6 protein-coding genes and 2 pseudogenes are annotated in these 18,671 nt (G+C 68.3%); 1 reads left to right on the top strand and 7 read right to left on the bottom strand.

The genetic code is table 11. The features are described 5' to 3' along the window. Nucleotides 1–58: 58 nt before the first annotated feature. Nucleotides 59–1,783 carry a mechanosensitive ion channel family protein gene (locus KHO41_RS08280; RefSeq protein ID WP_244873751.1) on the top strand — a complete coding sequence of 575 codons (1,725 nt, stop codon included), beginning with the start codon at nt 59–61 and terminating at the stop codon, nt 1,781–1,783. A gap of 22 nt (nt 1,784–1,805) precedes the next feature. On the opposite strand, the gene KHO41_RS08275 is transcribed toward KHO41_RS08280, so the two are convergent. The 7 genes and pseudogenes from KHO41_RS08275 to KHO41_RS08250 all read right to left on the bottom strand — a co-directional run. Further along, complete coding sequence (locus KHO41_RS08275; RefSeq protein WP_211952800.1) at nt 1,806–3,914, bottom strand: site-2 protease family protein; 2,109 nt, start codon at nt 3,912–3,914, stop codon at nt 1,806–1,808. 25 nt (nt 3,915–3,939) lie between these two features. After that, nucleotides 3,940–5,289 carry an efflux RND transporter periplasmic adaptor subunit gene (locus KHO41_RS08270; RefSeq protein ID WP_211952799.1) on the bottom strand — a complete coding sequence of 450 codons (1,350 nt, stop codon included), beginning with the start codon at nt 5,287–5,289 and terminating at the stop codon, nt 3,940–3,942. Between the two features lie 4 nt (nt 5,290–5,293). Then, the gene (locus tag KHO41_RS08265; protein WP_244873750.1) at nt 5,294–6,097 is read right to left on the bottom strand and encodes an efflux RND transporter periplasmic adaptor subunit; all 804 of its coding nucleotides are present in this window, start codon (nt 6,095–6,097) and stop codon (nt 5,294–5,296) included. 23 nt (nt 6,098–6,120) lie between these two features. Then, on the bottom strand, nt 6,121–7,752 hold the full coding sequence (locus KHO41_RS08260; protein WP_376989706.1) for a TolC family protein: 1,632 nt from the start codon (nt 7,750–7,752) through the stop codon (nt 6,121–6,123). Then, nucleotides 7,749–14,333 carry a VCBS domain-containing protein gene (locus KHO41_RS41645; protein WP_280519693.1) on the bottom strand — a complete coding sequence of 2,195 codons (6,585 nt, stop codon included), beginning with the start codon at nt 14,331–14,333 and terminating at the stop codon, nt 7,749–7,751. The genes KHO41_RS08260 and KHO41_RS41645 overlap by 4 nt, the downstream gene beginning before the upstream one ends. 504 nt (nt 14,334–14,837) lie before the next feature. Further along, nucleotides 14,838–18,551, bottom strand: a pseudogene (locus tag KHO41_RS41640) (DUF4347 domain-containing protein); the annotation flags it as partial. A 24-nt stretch (nt 18,552–18,575) separates the two neighbouring features. After that, nucleotides 18,576–18,671: pseudogene (locus tag KHO41_RS08250) on the bottom strand (IS5-like element ISCARN85 family transposase); the annotation flags it as partial.

Raw genomic sequence — 18,671 nt, 5'->3', positions numbered from 1 at the left:
CGTTCCCGTCGAAAGCGACCCATTATGCAAAGGACAAACCGCCCTGCCGAGCTTCCGGATGATCGCCATCTTCGCCCGTTCGCTATTCCTGTCGGCCGTCTTCAGGCTTCCCCGCCCGCGGTCCTTCCCGTTCCCGTTTGACTGGCGCAAGCGCCTGACGCTGCTGATACTGGCACTCACCGTGCCGCTCGCCACCCACGCAGCCGACAAGCCGGTACCCGCTCCTGCCCCCGAGCCTGCCGAACTGAGCCTGATGAACCGGCCCGTCGCCACGCTGCGCGCGACCGTGGCCGGTGCGGTGCCGGCCGTGCGCGCGGCCCGCGCCAGGGAGCGATTCGACAACCTGAACCGCGCCGAACTGGCCGAGCCGCTCACGCGCGTATCGGGACGCCTCGGCGAGGAGTCCGGCGTAGCGATCCGGCTTGGCGACCGCGTGATGTTCGCCATCGTCCAGGACGATCTCGATCCCGAGCAGCCGGGACAGACCGTCGAGGCCGTGGCCGACGCGGCCAGCCATGCGCTCGAGAATGCCGTCGCCGCGCGGCGCGAGCAGCTGCGCTGGCCAACGATTATCCGCGGTACGCTGCTGTCGTCGCTGGGCCTGCTTTTGCTCGTGGGGCTGGTCTGGGGCGTTGCCCGTGCACGCCGCCGGCTCAGCGCGCTGCTGCTGAAGGCGCTGGACCACCGCGTCGGCGCTCGCGTGAAGCGCAGCGGCTTCGACTGGACCGGTGCACTTTTCCAGCTCGCCAGCCTGGTCGTGCAGATCGTGGGCGTCGGCCTGATCGTGCTGCTGATCTTCCTGTGGCTGGAGTTCGCGCTCGAACAGTTCCCGCTGACCGAGCCGCTTGGCCAGCGCATGGGCACCTTCCTGTTCACGCTGCTGGCGCGCATCGGCGAATCGATGCTGGAAGCGATCCCGGGCATCGTCACTGTGATCGTGATCCTGCTGATCACGCGCGCGCTGCAGCGGCTCGTGTCGACCATCTTCCTCGCCGTACAGCGCGGCCAGCTCGACGTGCCGGGCCTGCATCCCGAGACCGTCGGCGCCACGCGCCGGCTGGCCGCCGTGGGCGTATGGGCACTCGGGCTGACCTTCGCGTACCCGTATATTCCGGGCTCGCAGAGCGATGTGTTCAAGGGCCTGTCGGTGCTGTTCGGCTTCATGGTGACGCTGGGCTCGGCCAATATCGTCAACCAGATCATGAGCGGCATGGTGCTCGTCTATTCGCGCGCGCTGCGGCCCGGCGACATGGTCGACATCGGCGGGACGATCGGCACGGTGACCGGCCTCGACGCGCTGTCGGTCAAGATCGAGAACGTGCGGCAGGAGGAAGTGACGCTGCCCAATGCGGTGGTGGTCGGCAGCGCGGTCCACAACTTCTCGCGCCGGGGCCGCGCCTCGGCTGCAGTGCACGGCGACACGAGTGCGCTGCTGTCGACCGCTGTGACGATCGGCTACGACACGCCATGGCGGCAGGTCCACGCGATGCTGCTTGGCGCCGTGGCAAGCGTGCCGGGCCTGCGCGACGAACCGGCGCCGTTCGTGCTGCAGCGCGGGCTGTCGGACTTCTATGTCGAGTACGAGCTGTTCTTCGGCATCGCGGATCCGCGCCAGCGTTTCCACGCGCTGTCCACGCTGCACCAGGCCATCCAGGACGAATTCAACCGACACGGCGTGCAGATCATGTCGCCGCACTTCGTGCTGCAGCCCAAGGAGCCGCTGGTGGTGCCGCCGGCGAACTGGCATCCGGCGCCGGCGGCGCCCGACAGGAAGGCGCCCTGACCCGCCAGCCGCGCTGGTTTGGTCAGAAGCCGGCTTCCCGTATTCCCACGCTGACCACGTTGCGCAGCCAGTCCCCGAGACGGCTGCGCGGCTCGCCGCTCAGGTACACGCGGCCGCGCAGCTCCATCGGCAGGCGCGGCGGCTCGTCCAGATCGATCTGGACCAGATAGAGCGACGCTTCCGGGATCAGCATGCCCTGCTTCTCGACCGCCGCGACCGGCCCGCCGTGCGGCGTGGTGAGCTGGGGCGCGGGAATCTGGGTACTGCGCGACGGGGCAATGGCCCGAATTTCCCCGCAGTGCCGTGCCGGCTGCGCCTCCGGATAGAAGCAAGCGCGCGCACCGATGCGCAGATGCTGCACATCCGCCTCGCTCACGTAGGCGTCGACCTGCCAGTGCGCCGGATCGATCAGCCGCCCGAGCACCTGCTTCGTGCCGACCCACGTTCCGGCGCGCACATCGTCGGGCACGTCGACCCAGCGTCCGTCGAACGGCGCCGCCAGCAGCAGGCGGCTTTCCTCGGCCCGCACGGCGCGGGCACGTGCCAGGCTCTGCTGCAGCGACTCCAGCGCGGCAGCCTGCTGCTCGATGCCGCGCCGCAGTTCCAGCAAGCCGGTCAGCCTGGCGTTGTTGCCAGCCACGCTGGCCTGCGCCGCCATGGCTTCGCTGGCCAGTTCCGGCTGGCGCAGCTGGACCAGCGTGGTGCCGGCCTTGACGTCCCCTGCCGCGGAGCGCTCGACCAGTTGCGCCGGCACCGGCGAATACGCGGTCCACTGCCGCGTGCTGTGCGCAAGCGCGGGCGCACGCACGCCTGTCGGCAGCGGCAGGGCCAGCACGACCAGCACAAACGCGAGTCCGGCCAGCAAGAGATGACGCCGCAGGTGCGGCGTGTCGGCACGGCGGCGAATCCACACTTGCAGTTCCCTCCAGCATGGCAAGGCAATGAAGAAGAGGATCTCGACCGCGAACAGCACCACGCCGAGCGCCTTGAAGAACATGTGGTAGACCACCAGCGCAATGCCGAGGAACACCACCAGCCGATAGCACCACGTCACCCATGCGAACACGATGAGCTTGCGGCGCAGCGGCGGCGGAAGCTGTTCCGGCCACGCGTCGTCCCAGCCCCACAACAGCCGCCGCAGCGCGGTGCGGGCCAGCGCGCCGGCGCGTTCGTGCAGGTTCGGCAGGTCGAGCAGGTCCGACAGGATGAAGTAGCCGTCGAACCGCATGAACGGACTGGCGTTGAGCGCAAGCGACAGCACCCAGCTCGTGGTCGCCAGGTAGAAGCACGCCTGCCGCGCGGGCCCCGGCGACAGCAGCGCCCAGCACAGCGTGGCAAGGCCTGCGATGACCAGCTCGGTCGCGATGCCGGCACTCGCGATCGCCAGCCGCTGGCGCGCATTGGTCAGCCGCCACGATTCACTGGTGTCGGTATAGAGCATTGGCCACATTACGAGAAACGCCACGCCCATATGCCCCACGCGCACGCCGAAGTGCGTGGCGACCATGGCGTGGCCGAACTCATGCAGCGTCTTGGCCACGGCCAGAGCGCACGCGAAGCCCAAGGCGCCTTCCAGCGAGATCGATTCGAACAGCGTGTGGCGGAACGTGTCCCACTGGCGCAGCGTCAGCGCAATACCGGTCAGCGTAAGCGCCAGCACCACCCACACCGTGCGCGCCTGGAACAGCCAGCGCAGTCGTTCGTATAGCCACTGCATGCGGTACGTCGGGCGCAGCAGCGGGATGCGGAAAAACAGGTAGTGGTGCAGCCACCAGTGCCATGTCAGCCAACCGCGCGGCGGCCGCGCGAGGGCAAGCTCCTGGCTGCGGGCTGGCGGCGGGCGCAGCAGCGAGTTGGCCTGCAGGAACGCGGCGAAGCCCAGCACCTGGCCGCCCTGCGCATGCAGTGGCGTGGTGTCGCGGATCTGCTGTGCGGCGGCGCGCGGCGCCAGGTGCCAGCGCTGCAGGCATTCGAATTCCAGCCAGCCGATGCGGAAGTGCCGGTTGCGTACCGGGTCCTCGATGATCCACGCTGGGCTGCCGTCGGCATGCGCGGCCGCGGGAAAGATGCGCAGGTCTTCGCGCAGCGGCGGTAGCGGGAGGTCTTCCGGACTGGAAGTGGAGGGCTGCACGGCGTGGGCTCCGGTTGCGCCTGGCTCACAGGCCCGTCAGCGCGCGCAGGCTGGCCAGCGGCCGGCGCAGGATTTCGTAGCCGAGCACCGACCAGCCGCCCTTGATGCGCGCCGTGCCCTTCAGGCCGATCCGCGCCAGCCCGGTATCGGCGTTCTCGATATCGGCGCGCAGCCGGTAGCTCGGCACGCCTTCCGGCGTGGGCACGGCCTGGTAGCTGGTCTCGATCAGCTTGCCGGTCAGTGGACTCAGCGGACGCACCGTCAGGAACAGGCTGACCGGCGCACCGACTTCCAGCGTCAGCGCGTCGGCGACAGGCAGCTGGATCAGCATGGCGGGCCTGTCCGGGTTGGCAAGCTGCATGATCCTCTCGCCAGTCACGACCGGCTTGCCGAGCCAATCATTGATGTCGGCGAACACCGCCACGCCGTCGCGGGGCGCCACCACGGTCTGCCGCTGCAGTTGCGAGCGTATCGATTCGAGTTCCGCGCGGCGCTCCTCGGCGCGGCTCTGCAGCGTGGTGAGCTGGGCCTTGCTGTCGTCGCTGCGGAACGCGTTCTGGCGCGCCGATTGCAGTTCCGCATCGGCCACCGCCACCGCCTGCGCGGCGACGTCCAGGCGGTGGCTGAGCGTGGTGTCGTCGAGCGAGAACAGCGGCTGGCCCGCTTTCACCGGCTGGTTCGGCTGCACGTGGATCGCCTTGACGACGCCCTCCAGCGGCGCGCTCACCATCTGCAGGTCCAGCGACGTGATTTCCGCGGGCGCGAGCGCGCTTTGCCGTACCGGCACCAGCGGCACCAGCAACGCCACCGCAATGGCGATACGGCGCGCCCGCCCGCTCCACCAGTGCGACAGCTTGCGCTGCCGCCCCGCCAGCATCTCCCAGTGGTAGCCCCAGGCCTGCGACAGCCGCGTCATGACGACGCTGTGCCCGGCCGATGGCGCCTGGTCGAGCAGGAAGATCGCCCAGCCGAGTACCTGGCCCGCACGCGTGCGCAGAGGCAACGCCCAGACGCCGCCCGACCACCACTCCTCCCAGCCGCCGCGCAGGATCTCGCCCGCCTGCGCGGCATCGTCGGGCGTCAGCCAGCGCGGCTCGCCGCTGCCCAGTTGCTCGCGCAGCCACTGGCGTGCATGGCCGAGCCAGACCACGTACGGGGACTGTTCATCGAGCGAGACCAGCCCGGAGATATTCAACAGCCGCAGCCCGCCCGGTTCCGACGCGAACACCAGTGCCTGCCGGTAGCGCAGCAGCGGATACGCGTCGTTGGCGATATGGAAGCTCAGTTGCTGCACGGTATCGGCCTGCCGCGACAGGCTTTCCAGCTCGGCGAGTTGAAGCAGCAGGACGACGTCGCCTTGCGGCTGCGCTTGCATGGCGCTACCTCGCCTGCGTCGCGGGAGCCGACGCCGGGAACTGCGCAATGCCGCTCATGCCCGGCAACAGCTCGGCGGCGGGCGCCTGCAGGCGCCCTTCGATCTCGATCGATTGCGCCACCGCGTCCACGCGTGAGTTCATGGCCGACACGCGCGCGCTGTAGCTCTTGCCTGTTTCCGACACGCTGATCGTAAACGCGGTACCGACCTTGACCGTGCGCAGCATGGTCGACGGGATGTTCAAGCGCAGCTTGATCGGGCCATCGCTGACCAGGTCGACCAGCGGCGCGCCGGCGTTGACGCTCTCGTGCGGCCGCACGTAGACCTTGGCCACGCGGCCCGAGAACGGCGCCTCCACCGTGCAGTGGCTGACCTGCGTGCGCGCGAGCGTGGCTGCGGACGCGGCCCGGTCCGCGGCGGACTTGGCAAGGTTCAGCTCGGTGTCGCCCACCGCATCGAGCTTGCGCAGCGCGGACTTGGCCTGCAGCGTCTCGATCGCGCCGGCCAGTTCGGCGTCGGCCATGCCGAGCCGGGCGCGCGGCTCGGCGCAATCCATCTGCACCAGTAGCTTGCCCTTGCCGACCGATTGACCGAGCGTCGCCGCCAGCTTGACGATGGTGCCCGCCATGGTCGCGGCGACGGTGCTTTCCGGGTCGGCGCTCAGCAGCACGCGGATCGCGCCCGGATCGGGGCCCGCCGGTGCCGCGGATGCGGCCGGACCCGGCAAGGTAGCCAGCACCAGTGCGCAGAAGGCCAGAACGCAAGCACCGACACGGCAGCACACGTGCCGCAGATTTGGACCTGGCAAGACGGCGAGCTCCGGATTCACGTTCATGGTTTTTGGGTTGCCTCGGCCTGGTCAGGCGCAGGATCGGGGCCCGGGCCCGCGGCCGAAGCGACCCTTGCGGCTGGCACCGGTGTTGCACCCTGTGTCGCATCGGCCTCTGGCAGCGGTGGCGGCGGCGGCTGGAAGGTCTGCTGCTCCCATCCCTGCAAGGTCGCCTCGATGCCGGCCGCCAGCGTCGCCACGTCGTGCCCGGCGATCGCGTCCGGCATGACATCAAGCCCCACCGAGTTGTACAGCCGTCCCCATGCGGCCTGCGCCTCGGAGTACGCGGCGTAGCGCTGGTACTGCGCCAGCAGCCAGCGCGCGTCGGCGCGGATGAACTCCAGCTTCGAATCGGCCGACACGCGCGCGCTGGCCTCGGCGAAGTCGCGCATGCGCCCGTCCACCTTCATGCTGCGGTCGGCAAAGTCGAGCTGCTCGCGCGCCAGGTGGTAGCGCTGCGCCGCCACCCGGACCTGCGTGAGCACCGCCATCGACAGCGACAGCCGTCGCATGTCGGACACCTTGTTCTGGCTGTCCTGCGTCGCATTGAGCGCGGGTATCTTCAGCAGGTTGAACAGGTTGTACGACACGCGCAGGCCGATCGCCGCCCACGCGTTGTTGTAGAGGTAGGCGTTCGAATCGTAGTGGCCGCCGAGGTCGATCGACACACTCGGCCACAGCTCCGCCTTGGCGATCTTGATGTCGTTGTCGCTGACGCGCTTGCGGTACCACTCCTCCATCACCTCCGGGCGGTTCTCCAGCGCCGCCTGTTCCAGCGCGCCGATGTCGAAGGTGTCGGCCGGCATGGCCGGTTCGGGCGTATCGGCGAGCGTATATTTCATACCGGGCGGCAGCGACATCAGGGCCGCCAGTTCGGCGCGGGCGAGTTCCAGGTCCTGGCGACGCGACGACAGCAGGCTCACGGCGTCAAGCAACGCGCGCTGATAGGCCAGCGCCTGCGCGCGCGGCAGATAGCCCTTCTCTTCGGCCTCCTGCGCATTCTTCAGGCCGGCATTGACCTTGTCGAGCAGCGCATCGACCTGTCCGATCAGCCGCTGCGCGCCGAGCGCGCGCCAGTAGGCATTGCGGACGTCCTGCAGCACGTTCTGTACCACCTTCCGGCGCCGCTCCTCGGCCATCAGCACCTGGTCCGCTTTCTGCTGGGTGCGCTCGTAGGCAACGAGAAAGTCGAGCGTGCTCCAGGTCAGGTCCAGGTCGGCCAGCCGGTGATAGCGCTGTTCGGAGGTCGACGGCCGCAGGCTGATCTGCCCGTCCTGGATGCCGACCGAGACCCCGCCCGAATCGTTCGAGCGCGCTGTATAGCCGGCCGAAGCGACCAGCTTCGGCAGCATCTCGTGCTGCGTGACGTCGACCAGCTTGCGTGCCAGCGAGCTTTCCATCAGCTTCAGGCGGTAGTCGAGGTTGTATTTGAGGGCACGTGCCGCCGCCTCGTAGAAGGTGATCGGATGGTCCACCGGTTCCTGGTCGAGATACATGTCGCGCCGGTCTTCAGCGGCGCGCTGGCGGACTTCGTCCTGCGTGTAGGGCGCCGGGGTCCGCGCCGCGGTGCACGCGGTGGCAAGCAGCGTGCAGGCCAGGGCCAGAATGAACGGTCTGCCTGGGGGTCGCATCATCGTTGATCCTGTCGAGGGTTGTCTGGCGGCGTGACCGCGCGCGCGGCAAGCTGGCGCACCTGCTCGCTGAATGGCGCCGCCGCGCGCGGCGTAGCGCGCCGGGTATCAGGCTTGCCGCGCTGGCGCTCCCTGGCTTTCTCCGCGTTTTCCGCTTGCGCCGACCGGGCTTCGATGCCCTTTAGCGCGAACACCGACGGGTCGCCCAGCCAGCCGTCGGCAGACAGCGAGACTACGCCCTGGCGCCCGGCCATGCGCGCCTGCTCGAGGCGGGCGATGGCTTCGAGCTGCTGCAAGGTCGGTTGCAGCATCACCGACGGATCCTGGCCGAGCCCTGCGGCGATCGAGGTCGAGCGGACTTCGGGCGGCCGGGTCAGGTCAGGCCGTTCGCCGCGCACGAGGAAGTCGCCTTCCTCGTTCAGGCGCAGGGCGTCGCGCACGACGGGCGTCACATAGACCACGGGGTCGATGCCGATCCCTGTACCGACACGCGACAGTGGCGACGTGTCATGCAGGAAGTAGTCTGCGCCAGGGGGCGGAATGTACGGCGCGTCGACATTGAGCGTGATGACGAGTTGCGCCTGGTCCATTGCGCCGGCGAGGTCCGCGATCGTGTAGGTGAAGGTGTCGTGCAGCACCGGCCCCCGTCCGGCCGCAGCGAGTACGGCCGGGTTGGTGGTGTCCATCTCGTAGGTGTAGCTGCCGTCCCGGTTGAGCGTCAGGAAGCCGTATGCGCCCGCGATGCGCGTCCCCGGGGGAACGGACGCCCCACCTTGCTGCTCGGTGCCCGCGCGCACGCCGACCACAGCCAGGCTGTCGCCGCCGTCGACGTCGCTGTCGTTCGGCAGGACGTTGCCGCTGGTCGACGTCTGCGCGCGGGTGTTGTCGACCAGGCCCGCGTCGTCGCGCGCGACGGGGTTGTCGTTCTGCGCCGAGATGGTGATGGTCAGCGTGGCCCTCGCGGTAGCGCCCGCGGTGTCCGCAACGGTGTAGTCGAAGACCTCGGTCAACGTCTCGCCGGCCGTGCGCAGTGCCTGAACCGCGGGATTGTCGTTGTCCACCACATAGCGGTAGCTGCCGTCGGCCTGCATGGCCAGCGTGCCATAGCGGCCCACGGTCGCACCGGCGACCACGCCCGTGCCGCCAGCGCCGCCGATCGCCGCAACGGTCTTGGTGTCGCCCGCATCGACGTCGGTGTCGTTGGTCAGCACGTTGCCGACCGCGTCGGACCCCGGGGTGGTGTTGAGGCGCCCGCCCGCCTCGATCGCCGCGCCCCGATCATCGCTTGCCACCGGCGTGTCGTTCTGGCCGAAGATCAGGATGCGCAGCGTGGCCTGGTCGGTGGCGCCGAAGTTGTCGCTGACGGTATAGGTGAAGGTGTCGAGCAGGATGTCGGCAGGCGTGCGCAACGCCTGGACCACGGGATCATCGTTGTCGACGATATAGGTGAAGTTGCCATTCGGCCCCAGCACGAGCGTGCCGTACAGGCCGCGCAGCGGCACGCCCAGCAACCCGTTCGTGCCGCTGCCGCTCTCGCTGCCCGTGCGCACGCCCACTACGGTGAGCGTGCCGCCTTCGGGATCGGTGTCGTTGAAGATGGCATTGCCCACTGGGTTGCGGCCCGGCGTGCCGTTGTTCACACCGCTCGCCTCCACCGCCAGTGTGAGCACGTCGGACGCGTGCGGCAGGTCGTTCACGCCGTGGATCGTGACCGTGAGCTGGGCCAGGTCGGTCAGGCCACCGCCGTCCACCACGCGGTAGGTGAAGCTTTCGGTCAGGGTCTGGCCCGGCGCGAGTGCGATTACCGCGGTGTTGGTATCGTCTGCGTGATAGAGGTAGGAGCCATCCGCATGGATGTCGAGGTAGCCATACCGGCCGACCACGCGCACGGTGCCACTGCCCACGTCTGTCAGGTCGCCGCCCGCGCCTTCTGCACCGGCCCGGATGCCGCTGACGGCCCGGGTATCGTTGGCATCGACGTCCTGGTCGTTGGGCAGTACGTCGCCGGTCGCGTCGATCGGCGCGGTAACGGCCGAAGCCGGCGTGGCGTCGGCCGTGTCGTTGGTCGCCACGGGGGCATCGTAGCGCCCTAGGATCGCGATGGTCAGCGTGGCGGTATGGGTGAGGCCACCGAGGTCGCGCACGGTGTAGGTGAAGTCCTCGCTCAGCATCTCCCCGGCCTTGAGCCGCTGGACGGCATCGAGATCGTCATTGACGTTGTAGACGTAGGTACCGTCCGCATTCATGGTCAGCGCGCCATACAACCCGCTCAGGGCCGTGCCTACCGTACCCGAGCCGCCGGAGGCCTGGATGGCACTGACGGTCCGCGCGTCACCGCTGTCGATGTCGTTGTCGTTGGTCAGCACATTGCCGGTGGCGGGCTGCCCCGGCGTGCCGTTGAGCGTTCCACCGCGCTCGACCGCGACGCCAAGGTCCGGCAACGCCACCGGCGCGTCGTTGGCGCCATGGACCACCACGGTCAGCTCGCTCGTATCGCTCAGCCCGCCTTCATCGGTGACGGAGTAGGTAAAGACATCGAACAGCATGTCGTTGAAGGTGCGCAGCCGCTGCACATCGGGGTCGGCATTGTCGAGGATGTACTGGTAAGTGCCGTCGGTACGCACGATCAGCGAGCCGTACTGGCCGCGCAGCGCCTGCCCGATGACGCCGATCGTCGCCCCCCCGCCGCTGGTTCGGTTCCCGGTGCGGAAAGACGTGACCGAGCGGTTAGCGTTCGCATCCACATCGCTGCTGCCATCGAGCAGGTCGCCGGCTGCATTGAACCCCACGGTCGCATTGTTCGTGCCGCCGTCTTCAAGCACGTCTGCGCGGTGCGAGGCCGCGACCGGCGGGTCGTTGGCGCCATTGATGGTGACGGTCAATTGGGCCAGGTCGGTCGCCCCTGCCGCATCGCGGATCTTGTAGGTGAAGGTCTCTGTGAGCGACTGGCCGACGTTGAGCGCGTCGACGATCGGATTGGCATTGTCGACCGCGTACCGGTAGGTGCCATCGGCATTGATGACCAGCGAGCCATATTGTCCGACCACCTGCATGCTGGTGGTGCCGCTGTCGGCCACGGGCCCGGCCCCCTCCACGCCAGCACGTGCGCCGGCAACGATCATCGTTTCACCGAACTTGTCGACGTCTGAATCGTTGGTGAACACCGTTCCGGTCGGATCGATGCCCGCACCGCCCGCGCCGCCAGCTTCGCGCGCAATGGCGGTGTCGTTCCCCGCGACCGGATTGTCGTTGGTGCCGGTGATGCGGATGACGATCTGCGCCGAGCTGGTCAGGTTGCCGTCGCTGTCGGTATAGGTGAAGGTATCGGTCAGCACGTCGGTCGAGCGCCGCAAGGCCTGGACCGCATCGAGCGAATTGTCGATGTTGTACGTGAATTCGCCGCGGTCGTTGATGGTGAGGCTGCCATACTGGCCGGCAATGGTCACCGAGCCACCGGCCGTGATCGTCTGCGAGTTGCCGCCGAAGGCCACGCTGATCACGGAGATCACGTCGCCGTCGGGGTCGATGTCGTTGGCCGTGGCATCCCCCGTCGCCGGCGCGCCGCCTGTGCCGTTCGCGACGCCGCCGGCTTCGATCGCACGGGCCGTTGCGTCGACCGCGACCGGGGCATCGTTGACGCCATGGACGACCACCGTCAGCCGGGCCTCGGATGTACCGCCGCCCGGGTCACGCAAGGTGTAGACGAAGACGTCCTGCAGCGTGTCGGTGGGGCCGAGCGCCAGGACCGCGGCATTGTTGACGTCGACGAGGTACTGATAGCTGCCATCCGCGCGGATCAGGAGCTGGCCGAAGCTGCCCGCGACCGGCACGCCGCCGGCCGTCACCACGGTGTCGACTGCGCCGCCAGCGTCGGGCCGGATCAGGCTCACCACATCCGCCGCCACGGGGTTGTCGACGTCGCTGTCGACCTCGCCCGTGCTCGACGATGTCCGCTCGTCGACGATCACGTTGCCGGTCGGATTGACCGGCGTGCCAACCACGACGCCGCCGTCCACCTCGGCGGTAAAGGCGTTTGCGGTGTTGTCGACGGCCACCGGATTGTCGTTGGCGCCGTGGATCGTAATGCTCAGCACAGCGACCGTGCGCAGCCCGCCCGCGTCCGCGATTTCGTAGGTGAAGGTCTCCGTCAGCGTATCGCCGACGTTGAGCGCCTGTACCTGTGCGTTGGCGTTGTCGATCTGGTAGCGGTAGCTGCCGTCCGCCCCCAGCGTCAGCGTGCCGAACTGCCCCGCCGCGGCCACCCCGCCGGAACCGGCCGAACTGTTGGCCGGCACCGTGACGATGGTGCCGAGCCCGGTGGTCTGGGTCCCAGAGGCAAAGCGCGTTACGGTGCGGGTATCGCCGGCATCGATATCGGTGTCGTTGTCCAGCAGGTTGCCGGCGGCATCGCTGCCCGGCGTGCCGTTGGCAGCACCGCCTGCCTCGGTGGCAGCCCCGGTGTCGTCGGCCGCTACGGGCGTATCGTTGGCGCCCCGGATCGTGACGGTCAGCGTGGCCGTGCTCGTGGCCCCCGCAAGGTCGGTGACGGTGTAGGTGAAGACCTCGGTCAGCGTGTCGGTCGACAGGCGTAGCGCCTGTACTGTCGCGTTGCTGTTGTTGACCACGTAGCGGTAGCCGCCGCTGCCGTTGATCTCCAGCGCGCCGAACTGGCCCGCGATCACGGTCGGCGTGAGGCCGGCCGGCACGTTCAGCGTCGTCGTGCCAAAGCTCACGTCCACGACCGTGAGCACATCCTGGTTGGTCGCGATGTCGACATCGATGTCGTTGCTGACAATGTTGCCGGTCGGGTTCACCCCGGCCGTGGCGTTGCTGGTGCCGCCCGCCTCCACGGCCGTGGCCGTGTCGTTGACGGCCTGCGGCGCGTCGTTGACGGCAATCACGGTGATCGGCAGCGAATCGATGTCGGACAGGTTGTCGTCTGCGGGCTCGAACGGGATGCCGTCGCCATCGACGTCGCCGCGCTGGCCCCGGTCGTCGGTGCGGATCACCAGCGTCTCGTTGCCGTTGTAGTTGGCCGACGGCGTGTAGACCAGCGTGGCCAGCGCCGCGTTGATGTCGGCCTGGCTGCCCTGCAGCGTGAACGCACCGGTGCCGAGCGCGCCGGCCACCACCACGGCGGCGCCTGGCGTCAGCGTCAGCGTGCCATGCGACACGCTCAGCGAGACGTGGATCAGGCCGCTGCCGGCATCGGGGTCGCTCACGGACAGGCCGACGATGCCAAGCGGCGTATCCTCGTTGACCGACGGCGACGCCGGCAACTGGTTGACCGGCGGATCGTTGCGCTCGACATAGCCGACATTGCCGGCCACCGCCACGCCAAGGTCGCCGCCCGAGAACTGCACGCGAGCCAGCGGCGTCGCGCCGTCGCTGTCGATGCGCGCATTGACCGTACCGGTCGGCGCAGCCAGCACGATCGTGGATGGCGCGTCGATGCGGAACACGCCGCGGCCCAGCACGCCGAAGCTGTAGAAGCCGCTGGCGTTGGTGGTCGTGGTCCAGGTCTGGTTGTCAGCCGCGGTCGACAGGTCGTTGTCGACACCACCCCAGGTCAGCGTGACGGTCTGGTTCGCAATAGCGGGGCCGTCCGGCGTGCTGCTGGACGTGGCGGAGTCCGTATCGTTCCACAGCGTGCCGCTCAGGAAGGTCACGCCGGCGGCATCGCTGTCCTGGTAGTCGTTCGGGCCGGCCAGGCTGCCCGTGCGCTCGCCGGAAGCGGAGCCCGGCGCACCGACCTGCGTGCCGGCGAAGCCCGTGAAGCTGTCGGCCAGGCTGGTGTAGGTAATGGTGGCGCTGGTGTCGGGCAGCAGCACGCCATTGGGCAGGCCGGCCGTGTAGATCAGCTCGACCGAATGCCCGGCCTGCAGCGCACCGATGGACAGCGTGACCTGGTTGCCCGTGGCGGTCAGTGCAAAACCCGGCGGCAGCGCGCCCGGCGGGTACAGCGTGCCGTCGATCAACACGCTCTGCACGGCGAGTCCCTGGCCGCCAGGCGGCAGTGAATCGCTCAGCACCACGTCGTAGGCGGCCGATGTGCCCGTATTGCTGAAGCTCAACCGATACGTGGCCTGGCCGAAGGCGCTGCCCACGCCCGGATCGAAGGCGACGACGGACTTGTCGAGGTTGTCGATCCTCGGCTCGACCACGCGCTCGATCACGTCATCGGTAGTCCTGCGCACCTCGCCGCCGCTGAGGAACACGGCATGCACGGGCAACTGCGCGCCGGCCTGAACGTTGGGGCCGTTGTCCACGCGCGCGTTGAACTCGAAGTAGAAGCCTTCGAAGTCCGGGTCCTGGTTGAGGTTGATCAGCGTGCCGAGGCGCACGGTGATCACGCGCGGGTTGCTCGTGTCGATGCGGGACGGGTCGATCACCCCCTGCGCGCGCAGCGCACCGCCCAGGTCAGGTTGCAACAGGCTTTCCGCGCGGTCGTTGACGCCACCATTGAGGTACAGCGTGCCGCCGATGATGAAGCTGGAGTCCAGCGTGGTCAGCCCCGGATCGCCACTCGCGGTCGGGTCGGAGATGAAGCTCAGCAGCGCCGAGCCATCGTTGACGAAGGTCATGCCCTCCGGCAGGACGATCTGCACCGCGGTGTCGGCGGTGGCGCCTTCGGGAACGAGGATGGCGACGCGGTAGTGGACAACCTCGCCGACGGCCACGTCCTCCGGATCGGTCGTGGTCGTGCCCAGCGGCGTATCGGGGAAGCCGCCGACGTGGCTGATATTGCCGCCGGCGGCCACATTCACTTCGTTCAGGTTCTGTACCTGGTAGTCGTTGAGCACGCCGCTGTTGAGCACGCCGTCCACGCCAGTGCGCTCGCCGGCATTGGCGCCGTCGAGGCTGGTCCACTGCACGTTGACGGTATTCTCGACCGAGCCTGACAGGCCGGTCAGGAGGTTCAGCGTGCCGCGCAGCTGGATCTGCACGCCGCCGCCGCGCGGAATGTCGAGCTTGGTGCCGGGCGCGGTCTGCAGCACGCCGTTGACGATGACGAAGTCGCCCGGCCCCGAGATGGTGGCGCCACCCGACAGCGTCACGCCGATGATCTGCACATCGCTCAGTTCGACCGGCAGCGGATCGTTCAGCACCACGTCATAGGCGTTGACGTCTCCGGTGCCCTTGCCATTCGAGATGGTGATGGTGTAGGTCAGCACGTCCCCACGGTCCACGCCGAACGAGGAGCCGGTGGAGGCTGTCGTCTGCGTGACGGCCAGCGTCGGCTCCACGACCGTGACCGTGGGGCGCGCGCCGGCGAGGTTCACGGTGCGGTCGACAGGCGTGATGCCGTTGGGCGTGTCGCCGTCGGGGTCGCTGTAGGCAATGCTTGCGCTGTTGGCGAGCTGGCGCCCGGCCTGGTTGCCGGCAACGTTGCTGGCGATCAGCCGCACGCGCACGACAAAGCTGTTGTTGTTCGTGACGTTGTCGCCCAATGCGCTGCTAGCGCTGAAGACCATGCGCGCATCGGTATCGTCGCCGATCGTCCCGCCGCCCACGGCCCCGACGCTCGCCACGGTAACGGTGCCCGCGAAATCCGCCGCCAGCGCGCCGCTGCCGGCGCGCGTGGTGATGAGCTGGTAGCCGCCGTTGCCGAAGCTGGTATCGAGCGTCATGCCGGGCGGCACGATATCGGTCAGCGACAGGTTCTGCGTGCCGCCTTCGGGTAGCGTCACGACGATGTCGTAAACCATGCTCTCGCCGATCACAAGGTTCGCGCCGCTTGTATGGCTCGCACTTGATGCGCTGTCGGCCGGTACGCCGTTGCCGTCCTGGAAGACCTTGGTCACGACGGGTGCCGCCACCACCTCGTCGTCCGTGTCGGTCAGGTCGGTCGGCGTGAAGTCGGTGCCGTTGTCGACGCTCGCATAACGCGTCAGCGACGCCACGCTGCGCAGGCTCTGGCTGGCCAGCACAGACTGCTGGGCCACGGTGTCATAGGTAATCACGACCACATTGGCGCCGCTGAGGTCGTTGGCGCTGTTGGGTCGGCCGGCAAGGAAGCTGGCCTGGTTGCCGTTGTCGAGGAAGGTGATGCTGTTGCCCGATACCGTGTAATCGACGCCCTGCACCAGCAGCGTGCCGTCGCCGCGGCTGATGCGCAGGTTGGCCGCCGCCAGGCTGCCGTTCAGGAACGCGAGCCCGGGCGGCAGCGTAATGGTCGTATTCACGTCCCACGCGCCGCCGCCGCCGCTGTTCTCGATAGCTGTGGCAAGGCGGATGATATCGCCCGCATCCATGTTGGTGACGGTACCGTCCACCGCCATGATGTCCGTGACCGACCCGGTGAAGGCCGCACCGCCCGTGCCGGCCGCCGACCACGCGCCAGTGGTGCCGGTAACGGTGCCGCCGGAACTGGCCACCACGCCATGGCGGATACTCAGCACCGGCTCGGCCACGGACTGGACCTCGGTAGGATCGGTGCTGGCCAGCACCTGCTGGTTGACCGTGGTGGTCTGCTGCGACTGACCCAGCACGGTGATGGAGCGCTGGTCGGCAAACGGCTGGTCGCTGACCCGCATCGTAAAGACGAGTTCGATCCGGTTCTGGCCCGCCGGATTGCCGCGCAGCACGAAGCTGCCGAAATCGAACACCACCGAGTTGCCGGGGGCCGACGTGACGCTGACCACACCGCCAGGATGCGTATCGCCAATGCCATAGCCCCATTGGTTGATGCCCAGGCCCTGGCTCCATGCCACACCGGCGTCGAACAGCGGCAGCGGCAGGAATGCGGTCAGCCTGAAGTTCTCATAGTCGCCGGTGGTCAGGTCATAGCTCAGGCGGAACGTGACCACGTCGCCGGGATGCAGCTCGAAGTCGCCCTGTGGCGGCGTGCCGTTGACGAGCAGCACCGTCGTGTCCACGTGGCCCTGCGGAATGGTCACGCTGGCCTGCGAGCCGTCGCTCTCATCGCCGCCCGAGTTGAACGCATCAAGCGCGACCGTGCCGTCGAGGGTGGCGGTATTGCCGAGGCTGTCGCCCTCGTTGATCTCGCTCTGCGGATACGTGGCCTGGTAGGCCTCGTCGACGACTGCCTGGTAGGTGATCGTCGCAATGGTCGCGGACTGGCGCGTGCCGTTCAGCGTCAGGTCGCCGGCGAGCACGCCGATGGGCACGCCGGCGTTGCGGATCGACTGTGCAATGTCGAAGGTGATGACGGTGCCATTCGGACCCTTGGGCCCGATGGTGAAGACCAGCGGCACCGTGCGCGTCACGCCATCCTGGCGGAAGGTCAGCACCGGCGTGCCGGTGAACGTCATGCCGTCGCCAAGCGTGTCCGTGACGACCAGCTGCCCGGTACGCAGCAGCGTCTGGCCAAAGGCGAAGTAGTCGGATACGTTGATGTCGTACTGGTAGTTCAGCGTGTCGCCCGGGGAGACACCCGCAACACCGGTGTCGGTGCCGAGCACCACGCTCTTGTGCAGCGTGATCGATTTCGCGGTGAAGCTCAGCGGGTCGCCGTCGGCCGACACCACCACGAACGGCGGCGGCAACTGCGGTACGTCGCGCGGATCGAGCGGCTGCCAGTCCGCTGTCGCGGTGGGCGCGGCCACCGTCACGCCGCGGTCATCGCCGGACACCGGATCGAGCACGGCTTTGCCGTCGCTGTCCGTATCGCCCACAAAGAAGCGCACCACGGTGTCGGTCGCTGCCGTCAGCGTGGGATAGACCACCACGTACGACTTGACGAAGGGCGAGGACGCGAGCGCTGCGCTGATATTGCTGGCGCCGGTCACCACCGTGCCGTCGGCGAGCGTCAGGGACAGCACCAGGCCGCCCGCGCCAGGGGTGATGCTTTCGACGCGGAGGGTGCCGGGCAGGTCCTGCCGGATCTGCACGTTGTGCAGCGTCTGGCCCGGAGCCGGCGTGGCGGTGACGGTCAGCGAATGCTCGAAGTTCTCGCCGGTCGCGGTCTCGCCTTCGACCATGTCGGTCGTCTGCGTGAGTTCGAACGGCGTGGACTGCAGCGTGAACGTGTCGAAGCTGGCTTCCACCAGCGACGGGTCCTGCGTCGGGTTGTCCAGCGAGTCGTTGCCGTACTGGAAACCACCGCGCACGCTGATGACGTGGGGCTGGCTGGCGTCCGCCAGATTGCTCATGTGGACATTGATGTCCACGCCGACCGATGGCTGGCCATTGCTGAAGCTGGCATAAGGCAGCTCCAGCACGACGAGCTGGTCGCCGGCCCGATAGCCGTAGTCCGCTGCGCGGATGACGAGCGGATTGCCGTTCGCGTCCTTGGCCAGCGGATGCAGCGCGGTGCCGTCCGCGCCGAACGTGACCACGTGCGCCGTCAGCGGCACGCCGAGATAGCTGGCCGAGACAAAGCTCACGCCGTCGTCGCCGTCGTAGCCGGTGGCCGGCAGCAGCACGTCGATATAGGGCGCGTAGCCGGGCTGCGACGACGGGTTGGTGAAGGTCGCATGAATGGTCGCGTTGCCGCCGAGCAAGATGGTCTCGCCGCCGCTGTCGAGCGTCACCGTCGGCGCCGCATTCGCCAGCAGGCCGCTGTAGTGGTCGAGTTCGACGGCGTTGACGTCCAGCCGGCTTTCGATCGGACCGGTGCTCGCTTCGAGCACCCAGTCGCCGCCTGCGCTGCCGGCGCCGGTGTCATTGGTGGAAGCCGCCACGTCGGCGCCCGTGACGTCGGCCAGCTTGTGGATCAGTGCCTGGCCGTCTGCGCCCGCGCCGCTGCGGCAGCCATAGAGCAGGATGTCCGCATTCTCTGTGAGGTGACTGGCCCATCCGGCGGTGCGGCCGGTGTCGGCCGACGTTGCGTTCAGCTCGCTGGCCCCTAGGGCCTGTTCACACTATCTGAGCCCGTCGACGATGAGCGCAAAATTGATGAAGGCGATGAACATCACGTCCAGCTTGTCGAACCGGGAGAAGATGCGACGAAAGCCTTT

Source organism: Cupriavidus numazuensis, assembly GCF_905397435.1.
Classification (GTDB): Bacteria; Pseudomonadota; Gammaproteobacteria; order Burkholderiales; family Burkholderiaceae; genus Cupriavidus; species Cupriavidus numazuensis.
The sequence above is the reverse complement of the archived record's forward strand: the minus strand, read 5'-3'. Positions and strand labels throughout refer to the sequence as shown.